Genomic DNA, 18,406 nt, shown 5'->3' with positions numbered 1-18,406 from the left:
CCCGGGGTTCACCCCGGGCGTGGCGGAGCCCGGGAGTCGTATCCAGCTCCCGGGCCCCTGGTGATGCCACCCAATTGCGCACGCCGATGGCGTTTAAGAGAAGGGATCAGTCGTCAGGCCGACGTGTTCTTCCTTTGAACTACCGCGCCATGAGACAGAGGCGCAGGCGAGATTCGAACTCGCATCCGACGGCGTTCGTCCCTTCTCGTTCGATCCGGCGATCGGTGGCGATGCTGAAGCTGGAGCGAGAGTCTGAGCTTGATCGCGGTTGCCTCTGCCATTTGGGCTACCCCGGCGCGTGGTGCCGGGGGAAGGACTCGAACCTTCACTGTCGCCGCGTTCTTCAGGCTGAACGTTTCAGTTTCAGCTTGCGCTCCTGCGAGGGCCGAGCGTTGTGCCGGCCGCGCCCGTAGCGCACCCCCGCGCTCGCACGCGGGGGAGATCTGGGGTGTGTCAGCTGAACAGGTAGCCGAACACCGCGTCCCCGACCCGCCGGTCGGTGACCTCCGCGCCGTTGGCCTCCTCGCGGGCGAACTTCACGGCCTGCTGGAGCTTCTCGACCCGATCGAGCAGCTCGTTGACCCGCCGGGCGGGCAGCGCGCCGGAGAACTTCACGGTCGTCCAGTAGCCGATCGGTACGTCCTCGTAGTACACCTCGACCTGCGCCGGGTGCTTCTCGGTCGCCTCGGCCTTGACGTGGTTGCGCGGCGTCTTCTTCGTGCGGATCGTGCGCACCGGGTCCGTCTTCCACCAGTCCGTGGACGGGTCCAGGGACCACGACTCGGCGGCGTCCAGCACGGGCAGCTTCTTCACGAACGTGTGCAGGTCGGTGAGCTGCTTCTCCAGGAAGAGCAGGTAGCTCACGGGTACGTCCGCGACGACCGTCCGCCCCTCCACCACGACGTCCGCGCGGGCCGCGCAGTTCGCCCAGTCCTTCGTCGCCGTCACGTCGAACAGCCGCGTCAGCGAACCGGCCATCTCCCGCAGGATGTCCTCCGCCTTGATCTGGACGCGCGTGGACTCGGGCGGCAGCTGCTCGCCCTCCTCGTCCTTCGGCTGGTACGTCCGCGAGATCCCCGCCAGCAGCGCCGGCTTCTGCACCTGGTGGTGCGCGGTCGTGATGTCCTGGAACGACTTGCTCTTGACGCCCTTTTCGACAGCGATGATCTGATTGAGCTTCGCCATGTGGCCCCCCTTCGAACAAGGAAGAACGTAGCGGACCCACGGCGGTCGGGTCTCCTGATTATCCGCCGGTGACCCGCACACCACGATGATCGTTACGGCGGCATGAGAACCCTGACCCGCCGCGCCCTCACCACCGTCCTCACCGGCGTCGCCGCCTTCGCCATCGCCGCCCCCGCCGCGCCCCGCGCCTCCGCCGACCCGGCCTTCGACCAGCGGATCCTGGAGCGCACGAACCACCACCGGGCCAGGCACGGCGTCCCCGCGCTCACCCTCGACCCCGAGATCACCCGCTGGGCCCAGGAGTGGGCCGACCACCTGGCGGGCATCGAGCGCCTGGAGCACCGCTCGCCCAACAAGTACGGCGAGAACCTCCACTACACATGGCGCTCGGACGGCGCCTCACCGGCCCCGGGCGACGTCGTCGACGGCTGGTACAACCAGGTCCACGCCTACACCGCGTACGGCCGCGAACCCGACATGACCGCCTTCAAGAACTGGGGCCTGTTCACCCAGCTCGTCTGGAAGTCCGCCACCCGCATCGGCGTCGGCACGGCGAAGACCACCAACGGCAAGACGTACGTCGTCGTGAACTTCGCCCCCCAGGGCAACGTCGCCGGCCGGTTCACGGCGAACGTACTGCCGCCCAAGTGACCTGCGGGTGGCGGTGACTTCCGTACGTCACCGCCACCCGTCCCGATGACACACTGACCCCATGTCCACACTCTTCACCCGCATCCTGCCCGGCGAACTCCCCGGCCGTTTCGTCTGGCAGGACGACGAAGCCGCCGCGTTCCTGAGCATCGCCCCCCTCACCCCCGGCCACACCCTCGTCGTCCCCCGCCAGGAGGTGGACCGCTGGACCGACACGGACGGCGAACTCCTCACCCACTGCGTCTCGGTGGCCCAGAAGATCGGCCAGGCCGCCCAACACGCCTGGAACGCCCCCCGAGCCGCCCTGATCATCGCCGGCTTCGAGGTCCCCCACCTACACATCCACGTCGCCCCGGTGTGGGAGATGGGCGACTTCGACTTCTCCAAGGCGGAAGTGGAGAAGGACGAGACGAAGTTGGACGAGGCGGCGGAGCGACTGCGGGGGGCCCTGCGGGAGTTGGGGCACGTTCAGGTCGACCTCAGCCGTCCGGAGACACGCACGCCGGGAGGGGGCCCGGCGGGGGAGGCGGGTCGGTGAGGGCGGCGGTGGCCTTTTCCGGGCCCAGGAAAGGGGCCAGGACGGAGAAGGTCAGGGCCGGGAGCAGGGCGGGCAGTTCGGCCGTCCGCCCGGCCGCGATGCGGCGGTGGATCGCGGAGTGGACCCCGCCGACCACGATGTCGATCAACTCCTCGACGGGGACGGGGAGTTCGACCTCGGGGAGGTCGGTGAAGAAGTCCCGGAAGCGGGTCAGCAGGGCCTCGCGCGCCGCCCACCCGGCGGGGCCGACCGCGTCGATCTCCACGATCGCCATGGCCGCGAACGCGGGTGCCCCGGCGAGGATGTCCAGCAGGGTGCCGAGCCCGGCGCGCACCCGGCCCGGCCAGTCGGGGGCCTGGGCGTGCGCGTCCTCCATGGCGGCGATGACCATGTCCGTGCCGTACCGGTGGGCGGCGAGGAAGGCGTCCTCCTTGCCCTTGAAGAGTTCGTAGAAGACGGGCCGGGTGACGCCCGCCGCCTGGCAGATGTCGCTGACCCGGGTGCCCGCGTACCCGGCCTGGGCGACCGTGCGGACGACACCGTCGAGGAGGCGGTCGCGCTGGTTGGCGGCGACCTCCTCCGCCGGGGCGCGGCGAGGCCCCCGCCGCAGCGAGCGCTGCGGGTCGCGTCCCGCGCGCGTGCCGGGCAGCACCAGCGCCGAAGGGCTCGTCGCCATTGCGGATCCTTCCCCCGGGAACTCACGCGCAGCCGGTCGCGCGAAGCGTCTTGACTTGAATACCCGTCAGGTTTACAACTCCCACAGGTTTTCTTCTTGTGTGGCCTCGCGGCCGGCCGACGCCGACAGCGTCACGCACCCGCAGGGCCACCGCCAAGTCTTCCCGTGTCTTCGACGTCACGTCAAAGACGTGTACCGGTCCAGGCGTTCCGGCACCTCCGGGAACGCCCTGCGCGGGTCGCCCCTGCACCTCCGCACCCAGGGACAGCGACCCGTCCTCGCACTCGTACGCACACCAGAGGACCCAGCATGCGCAGAAACACCGCCTTCGCCGCTCTCACCGCCCTCACGGCCCTGGCCCTCCTCCCGGCCACCTCCGCCTCGGGGGCCGGTGCCGTCCTCACCCACGGCAGCGCCGGCGGCGACGCCGTCTCGGTCGGGGACGTCCTCACCTCCTCCTTGGCGAGCGGAACCAAGGCCACCCTCGCCACCACCAGCAACGGCACCTCCGGCATCACCTGCACCGGATCGACGCTCTCGGCCACGGTGACGTCGAACCCCGCCGCCCCGGGCAGCGCCACCGAGTCCGCGACCGCCCAGACCTTCAGCGGCTGCACCAGCAACGTCTTCGGCGTCACGGCGGTGCAGAGCATCACCGTCGACGGCCTGCCGTACACCACCACGGCCTCCTCCGACGGCACCGTCAAGGTGACCCCGGCGGCGGGCGGCGCCATCCAGACGACCGTGGTGCTCTCCACCCTGCTGGGCGCGGTCACCTGCGTCTACCGGGCGCCCGGCCTCGCCGCGGTGAGCTCCAACACCGGCAACAGCCTGACCTTCACCAACCAGGCGTTCACCAAGTTCTCCGGCTCCTTCCTGTGCGCGGGCAGCGGCTACTTCAGCGCCGTCTACGCCCCCGTGGTCGACAGCAGCGTCGGCGGCGCCCCCGCCGTCTACACCAACTGACCGCCTCCGAGAGGACTCCCGTGAAACTGCTCCGACTCCGGGCGCTCATGGCGATCCTCGCGATCGTCTCCGCGATCGCCTTCGCCGGCTCCGCCCGGGCCGTCGTCGCCAACCCCTACGAGCGCGGCCCGGCCCCCACCGAGGCGAGCATCACCGCCGAGACCGGCCCGTTCGCCGTCGACTCGGCCGTCGTACCGCCGGGCAGCGGCCCGGGCTTCAACCAGGGCACCGTCTACTACCCCCGCGACACCAGCCAGGGCACCTTCGGCGCGGTCGTCATCATGCCGGGCTTCGTCTCCTCGCAGACGGAGATCGCCTGGTACGGACCCCGGCTCGCCTCCCAGGGCTTCGTGGTGATGACCGTCGACACCGTCCTCCTCTGGGACTTCCCGGCCGACCGCAGCAGACAGCAGCTCGCCGCGCTCACGTACCTGACGACCGCCAGCGCGGTGAAGAACCGGATCGACCCCCGCCGTACGGCCGTGATGGGCTGGTCGATGGGCGGCGGCGGCTCGCTGGAGAGCGCCGCGAGCACCCCGGCGCTCAAGGCGGCCATCCCCCTGGCGCCCTGGGACGTCGTGAACGTCTCCGACCGGATCACGGTCCCCACCCTGATCTTCGGCGCCGACGGTGACACCGTCGCCCCGGTCTCCTCGTTCGCCCTGCCCTTCTACAACGGGCTGACGAACACCCCCGAGAAGGCGTTCGTCGAGCTGAGAGGCGCCGACCACTTCACCTTCGCCCGCCCGCACACGACGATCGCCAAATACGGCATCGCCTGGCTCAAACGCTTCGTCGACGAGGACACCCGCTACACCCAGTTCCTCTGCCCCACCCCGAACGACCCCGCCACGGTCGCCTTCCTGACCACCTGCCCGATGTAGTCCCCTGCGGGCCGGGGTCAGACAGTCCCGAACAGTTCGCCGAACCGCCCCAGCAAACAGGTCGGCACCCTTGTAACGGGACGTCTCCCCGGCCCCCAGGACGACCGGCCCCCCGGGCCCCGGCACCTGCGAGGCGCCCCCGGTCGAACCCAGCGGCACCAGAACCGCGTCCGGCCCCGGCCGGTAACTCCGCGCCGGCGCTTCCCCCGAGGCCAGCGCCCTGATGTTCGCGGCGACCACGACCGCGTGCTCGGAGGCCGCCTTGGACCGCTTCGGCTCCGGTACGGCGGTGACGTCGCCGACGGCGAAGACGTTCGACGCGCCCGCCACCCGCAGGTGCCCGTCCACCTCCACACGCCCGTCGGAGCGCCGGGCGCCGGCGAGGGCGCCGCGCAGCATGCCGCTCAGCGGCGTCATGCCGTAGCAGCGGAACCACAGATCCGCGTCGATCCGCACCCCCGCCCCGGTGGCCACCGAGAACGGCTCGCGCACCCCCGGCGCCACCGACGGCAGACCCGTCAACGCGCTGCCCAGCTCCAGCCGTACCCCACGCTCGGCGAGCTGCTCGCGCAGCGCGGCGCGCAGCTGAGGCAGGTAGCGCCCGCCGAGCACGTCCCCGGCGGGGTCGACCACCACGACCTCGGTACGCGGCCACCGCTCGCCGATCTCCCCGGCCAGCTCCAGCCCCACGGGACCGGCCCCGAGCAGCAACACCCGGGACGCGGCGGCGAGTTCGGCCCGCGTGTCCGCGTGCCGCAGCAACGAGGCGGCACTGTCCTCGGTGTCGGGCTTCGCCGGGTACGGGTACGAGGAGCCGGTCGCCAGGACCACGTAGTCCGCGTCGATCCGCGTGCCGCCGGCCGTCGTGACGCCGCCCGTGTCCACCGCCACGGCACGGTCGCGCAGGTGCCGGCCCTTGGTGAACAGGCCGTCGTAGCCGAAGTAGATCCGGTGCGCCCAGTCCGCGTCGACGAGGGCGCGCAGCGCCGCCACCGCGTGGACGAAGGCGTCCTTCGGGTCGATCAGGACGACGTCGAAGTCCGGGTCCAGGTCGCGGGCGAGCGCCGCCCCGCCGTATCCGCCGCCGATGATCGCGACCGTGTTGCCCATGTGCAGCGCTCCTCGTGGTCACTTCGGCGGCAGGGGGCCGCCGACGTCCGGGAGCCTGGACACGCACCTAAGTAAAATGCAGTCTGTATGGCAATTAAGGGCCAGGAAAGTAAAGTGCACCGTGCGTCGCAGACCGGCCGAGCCACGGAGGACGCCCTGACCACCACCCCCACGGCCCGCCCCGGCGCCAGAGCCGCGAAACGCCGGGCCATCACCCAGGGCGCCCGCACCGTCTTCGGCCGGGAGGGCTACAGCCGCACCAGCATCGAGGCCATCGCCGCCGAGGCCGGGGTCTCCACCCGCACCATCTACAACCACTTCCAGGGCAAGGACCAGCTCTTCTCCGAGGTCCTGCACGACAGCGCGAGCCAGGTCGCCGACGCCTTCATCGCGACCGTGGACGAACAGCTCACCGGCACCGACGCCCGCGCCGACCTCCTCGCCCTCGGCCACGCCCTGGTCGGTCAACGCACCCGGTTCCCCGACCACTTCGCGATGATCCGCCAGATCAGAGCCGAGGCCCACCACTTCCCCCCGGCGGTCATCGACACCTGGCAGCAGGCGGGCCCCCACCGGGTCCACCAGGAAGTCACCCGCCGCCTCACCGCCCTCACCCGCACCGACGCCCCGGCCCACGCGACCGCCCACTTCATCGCCCTCGTCGACTCGGAGATCAGCCCGCCCCAGACCCCGGCCCAGATCGACGCGTGCGTCACCAGGGCCGTCGACGCGTTCCTGCACGGCTACCGGGGGACCGAGGGGAGCGCGGAATCCGGCGCGTCATGACCCGTACGCATGCTCGTGGGCGGGCCCGGCTGAGGTGCCGGGTCCGCCCTGGTGGCTCCTCGTGTCGTCAGCGTCGGGTCAGCAGGCCCGGACGGTAGGGGAGGAGGCCGTAGTCGACGCCGTCCGAGCTGGGGCTGCGGCCCTGGTAGAGGAGCTGCAGGTTGCAGGGGTCGACGGTCATGGTCTGGTCGGGGTTGGTGCGGAGCAGTTCGCCGTGGCTGATGTCGTTGGTCCAGGTGGCACCGCTGTTGGCCTTGCCGGCGAAGGGGTTGCTCTCGGTCGCGGCCTGGGGTGTCCAGGTGCCGCTCAGGCTGGTGGCCGTGAAGGAGCGGAAGTAGCGCCGCTCACTGGCGCCCCGGGCCTCGACGATCATGAGGTAGCGGTTCTGGCCCTGGAGTTTGTAGACCTGCGGTGCCTCGAACAGGTTCTTCACCGTGTCGCTCATGATCGTCGTGTACGACGAGCCGAAGTTGCCCGGGAAGTTCCCGATCGGCATGCTCGCCCGGTAGATCTTGCCGTTGTCGCCGGCGAAGAACAGGTACATGTTCTGGCTGTCACCGATGAGCGTCTGGTCGATGGGGCCTGTTCCGGAGCCGGAGATGCTTCCGGTGAACAGCGTCTGCTGGGCCGACCAGCCGTTGGGGTTGGTGGGGTTGGTCGACGTCCGGTAGGAGAACGCGGTCCCGCCCCACTGGTAGGTGAGCACCCAGATGTTCTTCGGCGCGAAGTAGAAGAGCGTGGGCGCGACGGTGGAGTTCGACATGGCGTTCTGGCTGGCCGAGCCCATCTCCGACCAGTTGCCGAACAGGCCGAAGTTCATCGAACCCCAGCGTGTCCCGGTGTCGTGGGTCGTCGCGTAGACGAGCTGCCTGCCGTTGTAGGGGGCGACCGTGAAGTCCTTGAGCGAGACCCAGCCCGCCTTGGGCTGGGCGAGTGCTCCTGTCGACGACCAGCTGTAGGTCGACGGAAGGTCACACGCTCTGGGGGCGGCGGTCGCCGTGTCGGCGGCGTTGGCGCCGAGGGCGCCGGCCGCGAGCAGCAGGGGCGCGAGGAAGGTGGACAGACGTCGTAACCGCATCAGGGGGCCTCCTTGGGGATGTGGGGGAGGTGACGCCGGAGAACTGCGGAGCGGTCGTACACGGAACCGGGAAGCCTCGAAACATTCGAAGAGTTTCCCGAACCTTGACGCCACAAGGTAGGAATGCGAAACCTCGTGGTCAAGGTCTCGCGCCGATCTGTCCACAAAGAATTCCCGGATCCGACAGGTCGAACGCTTCGAAAGTTGCGAAGAGGGAACTGAAACTTTCTCTGCCGGGAGTGTTGACGACTCACCGTCAATCCTTCAATCATCCTTCTCTGAGCGGCCGACTCCGGTTCGAGATACCGAACCATGCCGGTCCCCTGAGCACAGAGCCGCACAGCAGATCCGCGCACACAAGCCCCTCCGGTCATCCCGTGACGTCCCCCAGGAGGCACAGCCATGCGCTCGTACACCCCACCCGTATCCGCAGTCCGCCGCGGGATCCGCGGCTCGCTGCTGACGCTGGCCGTCGGCGCCCTCGGCGTGTTACCCGCGCTGGCGGTGGCGCCACCCGCGCACGCCGCCGAGACCACGCTCGGCGCCGCCGCCCAGCAGAGCGGCCGTTACTTCGGCACCGCCATCGCCTCGGGCCGCCTGGGCGACTCGGCGTACACCTCGATCGCGGCCCGCGAGTTCAACTCGGTGACGGCCGAGAACGAGATGAAGATCGACGCCACCGAACCGCAGCGCGGCCAGTTCAACTTCACCGCCGGCGACCGCGTCTACAACTGGGCCGTCCAGAACGGCAAACAGGTCCGCGGCCACACCCTGGCCTGGCACTCCCAGCAGCCCGGCTGGATGCAGAGCCTCAGCGGCAGCACCCTGCGCCAGGCGATGATCAACCACATCAACGGCGTGATGGCCCACTACAAGGGCAAGATCGCCCAGTGGGACGTCGTCAACGAGGCGTACGCCGACGGCAATTCGGGAGGCCGGCGCGACTCCAACCTCCAGCGCACCGGCAACGACTGGATCGAGGTCGCCTTCCGTACCGCGCGCGCCGCCGACCCGGCCGCCAAGCTCTGCTACAACGACTACAACACCGACAACTGGACCTGGGCCAAGACGCAGGGCGTCTACAACATGGTCAAGGACTTCAAGCAGCGCGGCGTGCCGATCGACTGCGTCGGCTTCCAGTCCCACTTCAACAACGAGAGCGCCTACAACAGCAACTTCCGTACCACGCTCCAGAGTTTCGCCGCCCTCGGCGTCGACGTGGCCATCACCGAGCTGGACATCCAGGGCGCCTCGGCCACGACCTACGCCAACGTGACCAACGACTGCCTGGCCGTCCCGCGCTGCCTCGGCATCACGGTCTGGGGCGTCCGCGACACCGACTCGTGGCGAGCCGAGCAGACACCGCTGCTGTTCAACGGCAACGGCAGCAAGAAACCCGCCTACACCTCCGTCCTCAACGCCCTCAACGGCGGCACGACCACACCCCCCACGGGCGGCGGCACCATCAAGGGGACCAGCTCGGGCCGCTGCCTGGACGTACCCGGCGCCAGCACCACCGACGGCACCCAGCTCCAGCTGTGGGACTGCCACACCAACGCCAACCAGCAGTGGACGGCCACCGCCGCCGGTGAACTCACGGTGTACGGCAACAAGTGCCTGGACGCCGCGGGCACCGGCACCGGCACCAAGGTCCAGATCTACGGCTGCTGGGGCGGCGACAACCAGAAGTGGCGCCTCAACTCCGACGGCACCATCACCGGCGTCCAGTCCGGCCTGTGCCTCGACACCGCCGCGGGCGGCACCGCCAACGGCACCCTGATCCAGCTCAACTCCTGCCCCGCCGCCCAGCGCTGGACCCGGACCTGACGGAGGGACGGACGATGACCGCGTACGACACCCTCCCGGCCCGGCGGCGCCGGCGGTCCCGGTTCGCCGCCCTGGCGACGGCGACCCTCGCGGCCGGACTGCTCACCGCCCTGAACCCGGCGCCCGCCGAGGCGGCGACGGTGGACACCAACGCCTGGTACGCCCTGGTCAACCGGGGCAGCGGCAAGGCGCTGGACGTCTCCGGCGCCTCCACCGCCGACGGCGCGCGGATCCAGCAGTGGACGCGCAATGACGCGGCCAACCAGCAGTGGCAGTTCGTGGACTCGGGCGGCGGCTTCTACCGCCTCAAGGCCCGGCACTCGGACAAGGTCCTCGACGTGGCCAGCGCCTCGACCGCGGACGGCGCCGCGATCCAGCAGTGGTCCGACCACGGCGGCACCAACCAGCAGTTCCGGCTGGCCGACTCCGACGGAGGCCACGTCCGGCTGATCGGGCGCGGCAGCGGCAAGGCGGTGGAGGTGCAGGGCGCCTCCACGTCCGACGGCGGCAGTGTCGTCCAGTACGCGGACCAGGGTGGCGCGGGCCAGCAGTGGCAGATGGTCAAGCTGTCGTCCGGCGGCGGGAACGGCGCGTGCGGCAGTGCGCCGACGCTGGCCAGCGGCACGCACACCATCCAGAGCGGCGGCAAGAGCCGCAGCTTCATCCTCCGGGTCCCCGCCAACTACGACAACAACCACCGCTACCGGCTGGTCTTCGCCTTCCACTGGCGGGGCGGCACCGCGAACGACGTCGCCTCGGGCGGCAGCAGCGGGACCACCTGGTCCTACTACGGCCAGCAGGAACAGTCGAACAACTCCGCCATCCTGGTCGCCCCGCAGGGCCTCGGCAACGGCTGGGCCAACTCGGGCGGTGAGGACAGCGTCTTCGTCGACGACATGATCCGGCGCATCGAGGGCGGCCTCTGCGTGAACCCGGCCCAGCGCTTCGCCACCGGATTCAGCTGGGGCGGCGGCATGAGCTACGCGCTCGCGTGCGGCCGGGCGAACGCCTTCCGGGCCGTCGCGGTCATCTCCGGCGCCGAGATCAGCGGCTGCGACGGCGGCTCCCAGCCGGTCGCCTACTTCGGCCTCCACGGCGTCAGCGACTCCGTCCTGGGCATCAGTCAGGGGCGCTCGCTGCGCGACCGGTTCGTCCGCAACAACGGCTGCTCCGCCCAGAACCCGCGCGAGCCCGGGGCTGGCAGCCGTACCCACGTCACCACCGCCTACTCCGGCTGCCGCGCCGGATACCCGGTCCAGTGGGCCGCGTTCGACGGAGGCCACGCACCCGCCCCCGTGGACGGCTCCGGCGGCGACAACGGCGCCACCACGTGGACCAAGGGAGAGATCTGGAGGTTCTTCGCACAGTTCTGACGGCCGCACTGTGCCCTGAGGGGAGCCGGGACCGTACCGGCTCCCCTCAGGCGTGTTCAACGCCCCCTGCCGGAAAGGGACTTGGCTGATTCGGACCGTCATTCAGTGATGGACATGACAGCCTGATGATCCCTTCCCACAGGAGACAGAAGACACCCATGAACCGGACAGGGCCGTACGCCCGACATGCCCGTCTCACCACCGCCGGCATCACCGCCGCGCTGCTGGCCACCGGGCTCTCCCCGGCCGCTGGCGCGGCCGACCGGCCGACCCGCGCCACCGTCCTCGCCGACCACGCCGAAGCGCTGGGACTCACCGCCGCGCAGGCCGCCTCCGTACGCGACGTCATCGTGGACCGGGACGGCTCCCGGCACGTCCGGTACGACCGTACCTACCGCGGACTGCCCGTCCTGGGCGGCGACTTCGTCGTCCACCTCGCCCCCGACGGCACGTACCGCGGCGCGGACCGGGCCACGGACGCGGCGATAGCCCTGCCCGGGACGGCCCCGGAGATACCGGCCTCCGAAGCGGCCGACGCCGCCGCCGGCACCCTGCGCGCGGACACGCTCCAGCAGGTGAAGGCCGAGCCCCGGCTCGTCGTCGACGCCCTGCACGGCGCCCCGCGCCTCGCCTGGCGCACGGACGTCACCGCCCTGGACCCGCGCGGCAACCCCGTCGCCCGCACCGTCCTGACCGACGCCCGCACCGGCGCCCGCCTCGACACCTGGGACACCCTGGAGACCGCCACCGGCGACGGCCGGTCCCTGTACAGCGGCACGGTCACGCTGGAGACGACCCCCGCCGGGGCCGCCCACCAGCTCAAGGACCCCACCCGCGGCGACACCTACACCGGCGACGCCGCCGACAGGACCGACACGTGCACCACCGGCGCCTGCGTCCCGGTGCCCCCGCTCACGGACGACGACAACCACTGGGGCACCGGCACGACCGCCGACCGCTCGACCGCCGCCGTCGACGCCCAGTACGGCAGCGCCATGACCTGGGACTACTACCGGGACGTCCACGGCCGCAACGGCATCGCCGACGACGGCAAGGGCTCACACAACCGCGTCCACTACGGCACCAAGCTCGCCAACGCCTTCTGGAACGACAACTGCTTCTGCATGACCTACGGCGACGGCGACGGCACCAACTTCGGGCCGATGGCCTCCCTGGACGTGGCCGCCCACGAGATGTCGCACGGCGTGACGTCGCGAACGGCCCGGCTCGTCTACACGGGCGAGTCCGGCGCCCTCAACGAGGCGACGTCCGACATCTTCGCCGCGCTCGTCGAGTTCCACGCCGACAACCCGCAGGACCCCGGCGACTACCTCATCGGCGAGAAGGTCGTCCGCCCCGGCCTCAAACGCGACGCCCTGCGCTACATGGACCGGCCGAGCAGGGACGGCGGCTCCGCCGACCAGTGGAGCAGTACGGTCGCCCGCCTCGGCGTCCACTACTCCTCCGGCGTCGCCAACCACTTCGCCTACCTCCTCGCCGAGGGCAGCGGAGCCAGGACGCTCAACGGGGTCGCCTACGACTCCCCGACGGCCGACGGCTCCACGATCACCGGCATCGGCCGCGCCAAGCTCGGCGCGATCTGGTACCGCGCCCTGACCGTCTACATGACGTCCACGACGAACTACGCCGGAGCCCGGACGGCCACCCTGAACGCGGCCCGGGACCTCTACGGCACGGGCAGCACCGAGTACGGCACGGTCGCGGCGGCCTGGAGCGCCGTCAACGTGAACTGACCCGCGTCGCCTCCGGCCGGGCGGATCAGCGCAGACCGGCGAAGAGATCGTCCTCGGGCGTGGCCGTGCCGGTGGTGTCCCGGACCCGTACGAAGGTCTCCAGGCCCATCAGCTCGCCGAACCGCTCCTTGCCCATCCTGAGGAAGAAGATGTTCTCGCCCTGACTGGCATGGGCGGCCAGCGCGTCGAACTTCTGGCCGCTGAACCCGGTCGTGTCCACCCACGTGGTGATCTCGTCGTCGGGGAGGCCGATCTCGGCCAGTGCGGCGGCCTCGGCGGGGTCCGGCTCCGGGACGTCGTCCCCGAACTCGCGCATCACCTCGCCGAACCGTCGCATCATCGAGCGGGGCGCCGTGGTCCAGTACACCTTCGGCGTCAGCTCGGTCAGCTCCAGCGCCGCCATCGTGATGCGGTGGGCCTGGATGTGGTCGGGGTGACCGTAGAAGCCGTTCTCGTCGTAGGTGACGACCACATCGGGCTGGTAGCGCAGCATGAGTTCCGCGAGCCGGGCCGCGCCCTCCTGCACGGGGGTCCGCCAGAAGGAATCGGGGGCGTCGTTGCTCGGCCAGCCCATCATTCCGGAGTCGGCGTAGTCCAGCGTCTCCAGATCGCTGACCTTCAGGACGCCACAGCTGGCCTCCAGTTCCCGGCGGCGCATCGCGGCGACCGCCGCCGGATCGTGCCCGGGCTCGCCGGGCTTGACGCCTCCTGGTCCGTCACCGCAGCTGCCGTCGGTACAGGTCACGAGGACCGTGCGGATGCCTTCCGCCGCGTACCGCGCGAGGACCCCTCCGGTGCTGGTGGCCTCGTCGTCGGGGTGGGCGTGTACTGCCATGAGCGTCAAGGGCCGGTCAGCCATGGGAACAGTCCTCCTGTGGACATGCGTCGTGATCCGAGTGTGCGGAGGAGTGCCCGTGCGGCGCCTCCTCATTGACGCAACCACGCCGACCGGACCACCTGTTCCCTCAAGAACTCTCTTCGCCGAGGCGGGCGGCTGCCCACGGCAGGAGTTCCTTGGCCACCGCGAGGCTGAACGGTCTGACCAGTGAACGGAGTTCGGCACAGGCGGCGGGACCGAGCGTGAGGTAGGGGAGCGCGGCCAGCGTGTCGGTGGTGTGCTCGATCTCCGCCCTGCGCCGCGTACCGTCCTCGGTCAGGGCCAGGCGAGGTCCCTCGTCGAGCCAGCCACGTTCACGCAGGTCCTGTACGGCCTGTTCCCACTGCTCCGGCGTCCAGGCCCGCGAGTCGCGCAGCACCCCTGCGTCGATGTCGCCGGTGGCGGCGTGCGTGACGAGGGCTTCGAGCCCGCTCAGTCCGGCGGTCAGCAGTGCCGCCACGTGGCCGTCGCCACGGAACTCCCGCAGCAGGGTCTGTGCGTGCCAGAGCACGAGGTGGGGTGCGTCCGGCCACGGCAGCGCGGCATGCGCGGCGAAGAGGGGGCGGCCGTGTGGATGACGCACGGTCACTTCGGCTGCCGTACGGGCCAGTTCCGCCGCGCGGGCCAGCTCCGGTGAGGAGACGTCCCCGCCGAGGACGCGGCGGAGCGTGGCGTCGATCCCGGTGAGCCGGGCGGCGGTGAACTGCTGCGGCGTGGCGGCTTCCCACGCCGCGGGTATGGCTCGGCGCACCAGTTGGGGGTTGAAGTTGTAGAAGGTGGCGATGACCAGATCCGCCGGAGCGGCGCCGAGCGCGGCGGAACGGGACGCGAAGTATCCCGTCCTGGCGTCCACGCCCAACTCGGCGTACTGGCCCGCGCATTCGGGCGAGAAGTAGACGGCCCCGTGGTAGGGCTCCAGAGTTCTCCAGGTCTGGCGCGCGAGGGCCAGGCTGTCGCCGTCCGTGTTCTGCGTCATGAGGGATTCGCCGTCCTGTGGCGGATGAAGGGGTGCTGTTCGTCGAACACACGACGGCGCGTGGGGCACACCCGGTCGTACCGCCTGGTCGGTACGTTATCGGAAGGCTGCTCCGGCGGCTACGGCCCTGAAGCGCCAGGTCTCCCGGTGCTCGCTCAGAACAGTTCCAGGTCCTCGCCGTTGGTGTCCGCGACGACCGGCCGGAACTGGGCAGGGAGGCCGTCCAGCCGGTCAGGACCGGCCGCGGCGGCCACGGCAGGGGCCGTCTCGGCCAGCCAGGCACGAAACCGCTCGGCGGCTTCGCGGTAGGGGACTCGCGCCAGGACACGGTGCTCGCCGGACGGGCAGAAGTCGACGGCGACAGTGAGCAGGCAGGAACGGGGCGCGTTCTGACTGCCCGTCCAGGACACGCGCAGGACACCACAGGGCTTGCGCCCGCCGGAGGCTCGGTGGGTCGGGCGCAGCGACCGGCAGGCTATGTGGGCGGTCCACGCAGCGAGGTGCGGCAGGGGCAGTGTGGTGCGTGCCCGGCAGCCGGGGCAGCGGTGCCAGTGGCGGAGCCAGTCGTCGGCGTCGGTGTGGAAGAGGCGTGTGTAGCGGCTCGCCACGCGGATGTCGTTGCTGTACAGGTGGTCGGGGCGTTCCTGCGTGTTGCAGGACTGGCAGACGGGGGCGCGGACGTAGCCGTGTTCGTGGCAGTGGTCGAGGACGGTGGCGGGCGCGGTGCGGCAGACGGCGCACGCCCACCGGGCCACTTTGCGGGAGGTACCGGGCTTTCTGCTGAGCACCGAGTACAGCTGGCCTTCCAGCTCTTTGCCGTACGGCAGCAGTGAGGGGGTGGGGCCCTCGGGGTTCGCCGTCCGCCGGGGGTGGGAGGGCGGCTGGGTGACGGCTGTGCTTGCCTGGCGGGGGTGGGAGGACGGCTGGGTGATGGTTGCGCTTGTCTGGTGGGTCCGCGCGGCTCGCACCCACCGCGTCTCGGCGTGCTCGGTCGCGTCCAGCAGTCTGACCACCGCGCGCGGCAGCCACCACGTGCGCTGAGTCCCGTCGCGGGTCTGCTCCACGAGCAGCTGTCGCCAGTCGATCCCCGCCAGGTGGTTCGGCCGGCCGACGTCATGTCGCGGGCCCGCCTCCCGCAGTTCCCCGGCGATGCGCAGGCGCCAACGCAGCGGCGCTCCCTCGCCGCGCTCCTGCTCCGGCACCCCACGAAACGGACCGATGCGGACCAGGTCCCGCCGATCCATCCCCACCCCGTTCAGCTCCGCGGCAGCCCGGCGCACCTCGGCCTCCCGAACGCTCCACTCACCGGCGCTCGTCCCCACCGTCGCCACCACCTGGCCGCCGAGCAGGACGTAACCCACCCGGGCACAGGCAGGAGAGCGGCTGAACGCCCCAGAAGCCGTCGGCACGGGACCTGCGGCCGTCAACCGGACCCACAGAGTGTCCGCGTCGGCCAGGGGGATCAGGCCGTCCGCGCGACCGGACACGGCACGCTCTGACATACCGCCAGGCTAATGGCCCGCAACGCGGCAACGGATTGACTCCTCCATGCCTGAGCATCCGGTTCGCCACCTTCGCCCGCCCCGCAACATTTCCATGCTCATCGAACTGCTGGAGTCCCGGACGCTCGGCGGGAGACGATCGTGAGGACCGCTTTACAGCGAAACGAGGGGGAACCACCATGCGATTCATCAAAGGCGCCGCACTCGCAGTAGCGTCCCTTGCACTCACCACAGGCACCCTCGCCGGCCCCGCCTGGTCCGCACCGGCGGCCTCCAACGACAACTCGCGGGCGAGTGTGGACGGCGTGGACGGTGTCCCGGCACGGGGCGACGGCGGCGACTGCGCCTTCGGACGCCTCTGCCTCTACACCGAGCCGAACTTCAAGGGCACCCGCTTCGACCTCTACGTCTGCAACGACTACCGGCTGGTCCAGTGGAACGGCGCGGGGTCGGCCTGGAACGCCCAGACGGTAGGTACGGCCGCCTCGTTCAAGAACCGGCAGTTCACCGTCCTGTACACCATCCCCGGCCGCGAGGTGAACGGCACGATCCACGGGCTCTCCAGCTACAACTTCGCGCCGGTCTGGTACGCGTTCAACTGCTGACCCCGGTGCCGGCGGACGGTGTCCTCCCCAGGACAACAGCAGGCCACCGTCCGCCCCTGGCCCAGGGGCGCTTCGAGTACCGCGAACTCCTGGCCACCCCGGAGGACCACAGGATTGATCGGCGCCGCCCGGTCCGGAGAACAAAGCCGCTGAAGTCGCGAAAATCATTCATTGAGTGGATTCTGAGATCCGTATGAGGACGTCCATCGTCACGGTCGTCCTCCGGGTTCTTTTCCCCTTTCCGACTGAGTTCTCGTGACTGATGGGAGTCGTCGAATGCTGGGCAACTCGTTCGCGAACCGCACCTCGCCCTTCGACGCGAAGCGGGGAAGGAGGCGCCCTGCTGCCGCGGCCGCCGTCGTGACTGTGCTCGCCGTCGGTATGGCGATATCGGCGGCGGCTGTCCCCCGTGCCAAGGGCGGGGGAGAGGAGGGCAAGACGCTGGACCAGCTCTACGCCGCGGCGAAGGCCGAGGGCGGGAAGCTCGTCGTCTACGCCGGCGGGGACTGGGCGAACCAGCAGGACGCGACCAAGCAGGCGTTCGAGAAGAAGTTTCCCGACGTCAAGATGACGATGGTCGTCGACTACAGCAAGTACCAGGACGCCCGCGTCGACAACCAGCTCGCCACCGACACCCTCGTCCCCGACGTCGTCCAGCTCCAGACGCTCCAGGACTTCCCGCGCTGGAAGGAGCAGGGCGCGCTGATGGAGTACAAGCCGGCGGGGTTCGGCAAGGTCTACGACGCGTTCAAGGACAAGAACGGGGCGTGGGTCGCCACGGGGGTGCTCGCTTTCGGGGCCGCGTACAACAAGGGCCTGGTCGGGGCGGACGTACCGAAGAGCGTGAAGGACTTCGCGGAGGCGAAGTGGAAGGGGAAGATCGCGTCGGCGTACCCGAACGACGACGACGCGACGCTGTACCTCTACAGCCTGTACGTGAAGAAGTTCGGGTGGGACTGGCTGGCCGGGATGGCGAAGAACACCGAGTTCCTGCGGGGTTCCGACTCGGCCGGGAACCAGATGGCGGCGGGCAAGAAGGCGATCGGCCTCGGTGGCTGGGTCACTCCTGACGCGGGCAAGGACCCCAAGGCCAAGACGGTCGGCATGCTGCCGCGCACCGAGGACCCCTTCGTGGCGTGGGGCCAGCGTGAGGCGATCCTCAAGAAGGCCAGGCACCCTGCCGCCGCGAAGCTCTTCCTCAACTGGCAGTTGTCGAAGGAGGCGCAGGAGGGAGGCTGGTCGGTGAGGACCGACGTCGCCCCGCCGAGCGGACTGAAGCAGGTGTGGGAGTACAAGAACGCGAACGTGGACGGGTTCCCGAAGTTCATGGGGGACCGTGCGGCGGCCGAGCGGCTGCGTCAGCAGATGACGGTGTACATCGGCGAGGTCAAGGGCAATCCCACGCCGGGTTACCTGGGCACGCATCCCGGCAAGTGACGGCGGCGCCCGACAGAACGACCGAGCAGTCGTGCTGCGCCGCCTCCGGGATCAGCGCCGTCGCCCCCACGTACACCCCCCGGGGGGGGGCCCCCCCGCCCGGGGGGGGGGGGGGGGGGGGGGGGGGGGGGGGGGGGGGGCCCGGGCGGGGGGGGCCCCGGGGGGGGGGGGGCGGGGCCGG

General features: G+C 70.5%; 15 protein-coding genes and 2 pseudogenes. 10 read left to right on the top strand and 7 right to left on the bottom strand.

The features are described 5' to 3' along the window. Positions 1 to 453 precede the first annotated feature (453 nt). Positions 454 to 1,185: a hypothetical protein gene (locus tag ACLZOT_RS15430; RefSeq protein ID WP_416969453.1), complete on the bottom strand. Its 732-nt coding sequence runs from the start codon at positions 1,183 to 1,185 to the stop codon at positions 454 to 456. A 102-nt stretch (positions 1,186 to 1,287) separates the two neighbouring features. Between ACLZOT_RS15430 and ACLZOT_RS15425 the strand changes: the two genes are divergently transcribed. Together ACLZOT_RS15425 and ACLZOT_RS15420 are read left to right on the top strand one after the other, a co-directional pair. After that, positions 1,288 to 1,836 (top strand): CAP family protein, encoded by a 549-nt coding sequence (locus ACLZOT_RS15425; protein ID WP_416969452.1) that lies wholly within the window; start codon positions 1,288 to 1,290, stop codon positions 1,834 to 1,836. Between the two features lie 61 nt (positions 1,837 to 1,897). Further along, positions 1,898 to 2,374, top strand: coding sequence for an HIT family protein (locus ACLZOT_RS15420; RefSeq protein ID WP_416969451.1), 477 nt, complete (start codon positions 1,898 to 1,900; stop codon positions 2,372 to 2,374). Here ACLZOT_RS15420 and ACLZOT_RS15415 read toward each other — a convergent pair. After that, complete coding sequence (locus ACLZOT_RS15415) at positions 2,316 to 3,050, bottom strand: TetR/AcrR family transcriptional regulator (RefSeq protein ID WP_416969450.1); 735 nt, start codon at positions 3,048 to 3,050, stop codon at positions 2,316 to 2,318. The two genes, ACLZOT_RS15420 and ACLZOT_RS15415, sit on opposite strands and share 59 nt — an antisense overlap. Before the next feature lie 309 nt (positions 3,051 to 3,359). Between ACLZOT_RS15415 and ACLZOT_RS15410 the strand changes: the two genes are divergently transcribed. Both ACLZOT_RS15410 and ACLZOT_RS15405 read left to right on the top strand, forming a co-directional pair. Further along, positions 3,360 to 4,016 carry a Tat pathway signal sequence domain protein gene (locus ACLZOT_RS15410; protein WP_416969449.1) on the top strand — a complete coding sequence of 219 codons (657 nt, stop codon included), beginning with the start codon at positions 3,360 to 3,362 and terminating at the stop codon, positions 4,014 to 4,016. Between the two features lie 20 nt (positions 4,017 to 4,036). Beyond that, positions 4,037 to 4,900 (top strand): alpha/beta hydrolase, encoded by an 864-nt coding sequence (locus tag ACLZOT_RS15405; protein WP_416969448.1) that lies wholly within the window; start codon positions 4,037 to 4,039, stop codon positions 4,898 to 4,900. Between the two features lie 306 nt (positions 4,901 to 5,206). On the opposite strand, the pseudogene ACLZOT_RS15400 reads toward ACLZOT_RS15405, so the two are convergent. Further along, positions 5,207 to 6,010 (bottom strand): annotated as a pseudogene (locus ACLZOT_RS15400) (FAD-dependent oxidoreductase); the annotation flags it as partial. 114 nt (positions 6,011 to 6,124) lie between these two features. Between ACLZOT_RS15400 and ACLZOT_RS15395 the strand changes: the two are divergent. Beyond that, positions 6,125 to 6,796, top strand: coding sequence for a TetR/AcrR family transcriptional regulator (locus ACLZOT_RS15395; protein ID WP_416969447.1), 672 nt, complete (start codon positions 6,125 to 6,127; stop codon positions 6,794 to 6,796). Positions 6,797 to 6,863: 67 nt separating this feature from the next. Here the strand turns inward: ACLZOT_RS15395 and ACLZOT_RS15390 are convergent. Continuing rightward, a pseudogene (locus ACLZOT_RS15390) lies at positions 6,864 to 7,781 on the bottom strand (non-reducing end alpha-L-arabinofuranosidase family hydrolase); the annotation flags it as partial. Positions 7,782 to 8,276: 495 nt separating this feature from the next. Between ACLZOT_RS15390 and ACLZOT_RS15385 the strand changes: the two are divergent. From ACLZOT_RS15385 to ACLZOT_RS15375, 3 genes are all read left to right on the top strand, one after another. Further along, positions 8,277 to 9,701: an endo-1,4-beta-xylanase gene (locus ACLZOT_RS15385; RefSeq protein ID WP_416969446.1), complete on the top strand. Its 1,425-nt coding sequence runs from the start codon at positions 8,277 to 8,279 to the stop codon at positions 9,699 to 9,701. A gap of 14 nt (positions 9,702 to 9,715) precedes the next feature. After that, positions 9,716 to 11,074: an RICIN domain-containing protein gene (locus ACLZOT_RS15380; protein WP_416969445.1), complete on the top strand. Its 1,359-nt coding sequence runs from the start codon at positions 9,716 to 9,718 to the stop codon at positions 11,072 to 11,074. Positions 11,075 to 11,232: 158 nt separating this feature from the next. Next, positions 11,233 to 12,828, top strand: a complete 1,596-nt coding sequence (locus tag ACLZOT_RS15375) for a M4 family metallopeptidase (protein WP_416969444.1) — start codon at positions 11,233 to 11,235, stop codon at positions 12,826 to 12,828. 25 nt (positions 12,829 to 12,853) lie between these two features. Here ACLZOT_RS15375 and ACLZOT_RS15370 read toward each other — a convergent pair whose 3' ends face one another. From ACLZOT_RS15370 to ACLZOT_RS15360, 3 genes are all read right to left on the bottom strand, one after another. Continuing rightward, positions 12,854 to 13,687: a PIG-L family deacetylase gene (locus ACLZOT_RS15370; protein ID WP_416969443.1), complete on the bottom strand. Its 834-nt coding sequence runs from the start codon at positions 13,685 to 13,687 to the stop codon at positions 12,854 to 12,856. Between the two features lie 106 nt (positions 13,688 to 13,793). Continuing rightward, positions 13,794 to 14,681, bottom strand: a complete 888-nt coding sequence (locus ACLZOT_RS15365) for an SCO6745 family protein (protein ID WP_416969442.1) — start codon at positions 14,679 to 14,681, stop codon at positions 13,794 to 13,796. A gap of 155 nt (positions 14,682 to 14,836) precedes the next feature. Next, on the bottom strand, positions 14,837 to 16,183 hold the full coding sequence (locus tag ACLZOT_RS15360; RefSeq protein WP_416969441.1) for an endonuclease domain-containing protein: 1,347 nt from the start codon (positions 16,181 to 16,183) through the stop codon (positions 14,837 to 14,839). Positions 16,184 to 16,362: 179 nt separating this feature from the next. Between ACLZOT_RS15360 and ACLZOT_RS15355 the strand changes: the two genes are divergently transcribed. Together ACLZOT_RS15355 and ACLZOT_RS15350 are read left to right on the top strand one after the other, a co-directional pair. After that, complete coding sequence (locus ACLZOT_RS15355) at positions 16,363 to 16,788, top strand: peptidase inhibitor family I36 protein (RefSeq protein WP_416969440.1); 426 nt, start codon at positions 16,363 to 16,365, stop codon at positions 16,786 to 16,788. Between the two features lie 276 nt (positions 16,789 to 17,064). Then, the gene (locus ACLZOT_RS15350) at positions 17,065 to 18,225 is read left to right on the top strand and encodes an ABC transporter substrate-binding protein (RefSeq protein WP_416969439.1); all 1,161 of its coding nucleotides are present in this window, start codon (positions 17,065 to 17,067) and stop codon (positions 18,223 to 18,225) included. Positions 18,226 to 18,406: the final 181 nt, after the last annotated feature.

It is taken from the genome of Streptomyces sp. 4F14 (assembly GCF_048159485.1).
Lineage (GTDB): Bacteria > Actinomycetota > Actinomycetes > Streptomycetales > Streptomycetaceae > Streptomyces.
This window is presented reverse-complemented; position numbering and strand designations above follow the sequence as displayed.

Coding starts and splice junctions, on each gene's coding strand:
- ACLZOT_RS15430 (WP_416969453.1), bottom strand. CDS start 1,185: ATGGCGAAGCTCAATCAGATCATCGCTGTCGAAAAGGGCGTCAAGAGC.
- ACLZOT_RS15425 (WP_416969452.1), top strand. CDS start 1,288: ATGAGAACCCTGACCCGCCGCGCCCTCACCACCGTCCTCACCGGCGTC.
- ACLZOT_RS15420 (WP_416969451.1), top strand. CDS start 1,898: ATGTCCACACTCTTCACCCGCATCCTGCCCGGCGAACTCCCCGGCCGT.
- ACLZOT_RS15415 (WP_416969450.1), bottom strand. CDS start 3,050: ATGGCGACGAGCCCTTCGGCGCTGGTGCTGCCCGGCACGCGCGCGGGA.
- ACLZOT_RS15410 (WP_416969449.1), top strand. CDS start 3,360: ATGCGCAGAAACACCGCCTTCGCCGCTCTCACCGCCCTCACGGCCCTG.
- ACLZOT_RS15385 (WP_416969446.1), top strand. CDS start 8,277: ATGCGCTCGTACACCCCACCCGTATCCGCAGTCCGCCGCGGGATCCGC.
- ACLZOT_RS15380 (WP_416969445.1), top strand. CDS start 9,716: ATGACCGCGTACGACACCCTCCCGGCCCGGCGGCGCCGGCGGTCCCGG.
- ACLZOT_RS15375 (WP_416969444.1), top strand. CDS start 11,233: ATGAACCGGACAGGGCCGTACGCCCGACATGCCCGTCTCACCACCGCC.
- ACLZOT_RS15370 (WP_416969443.1), bottom strand. CDS start 13,687: ATGGCTGACCGGCCCTTGACGCTCATGGCAGTACACGCCCACCCCGAC.
- ACLZOT_RS15365 (WP_416969442.1), bottom strand. CDS start 14,681: ATGACGCAGAACACGGACGGCGACAGCCTGGCCCTCGCGCGCCAGACC.
- ACLZOT_RS15360 (WP_416969441.1), bottom strand. CDS start 16,183: ATGTCAGAGCGTGCCGTGTCCGGTCGCGCGGACGGCCTGATCCCCCTG.
- ACLZOT_RS15355 (WP_416969440.1), top strand. CDS start 16,363: ATGCGATTCATCAAAGGCGCCGCACTCGCAGTAGCGTCCCTTGCACTC.
- ACLZOT_RS15350 (WP_416969439.1), top strand. CDS start 17,065: ATGCTGGGCAACTCGTTCGCGAACCGCACCTCGCCCTTCGACGCGAAG.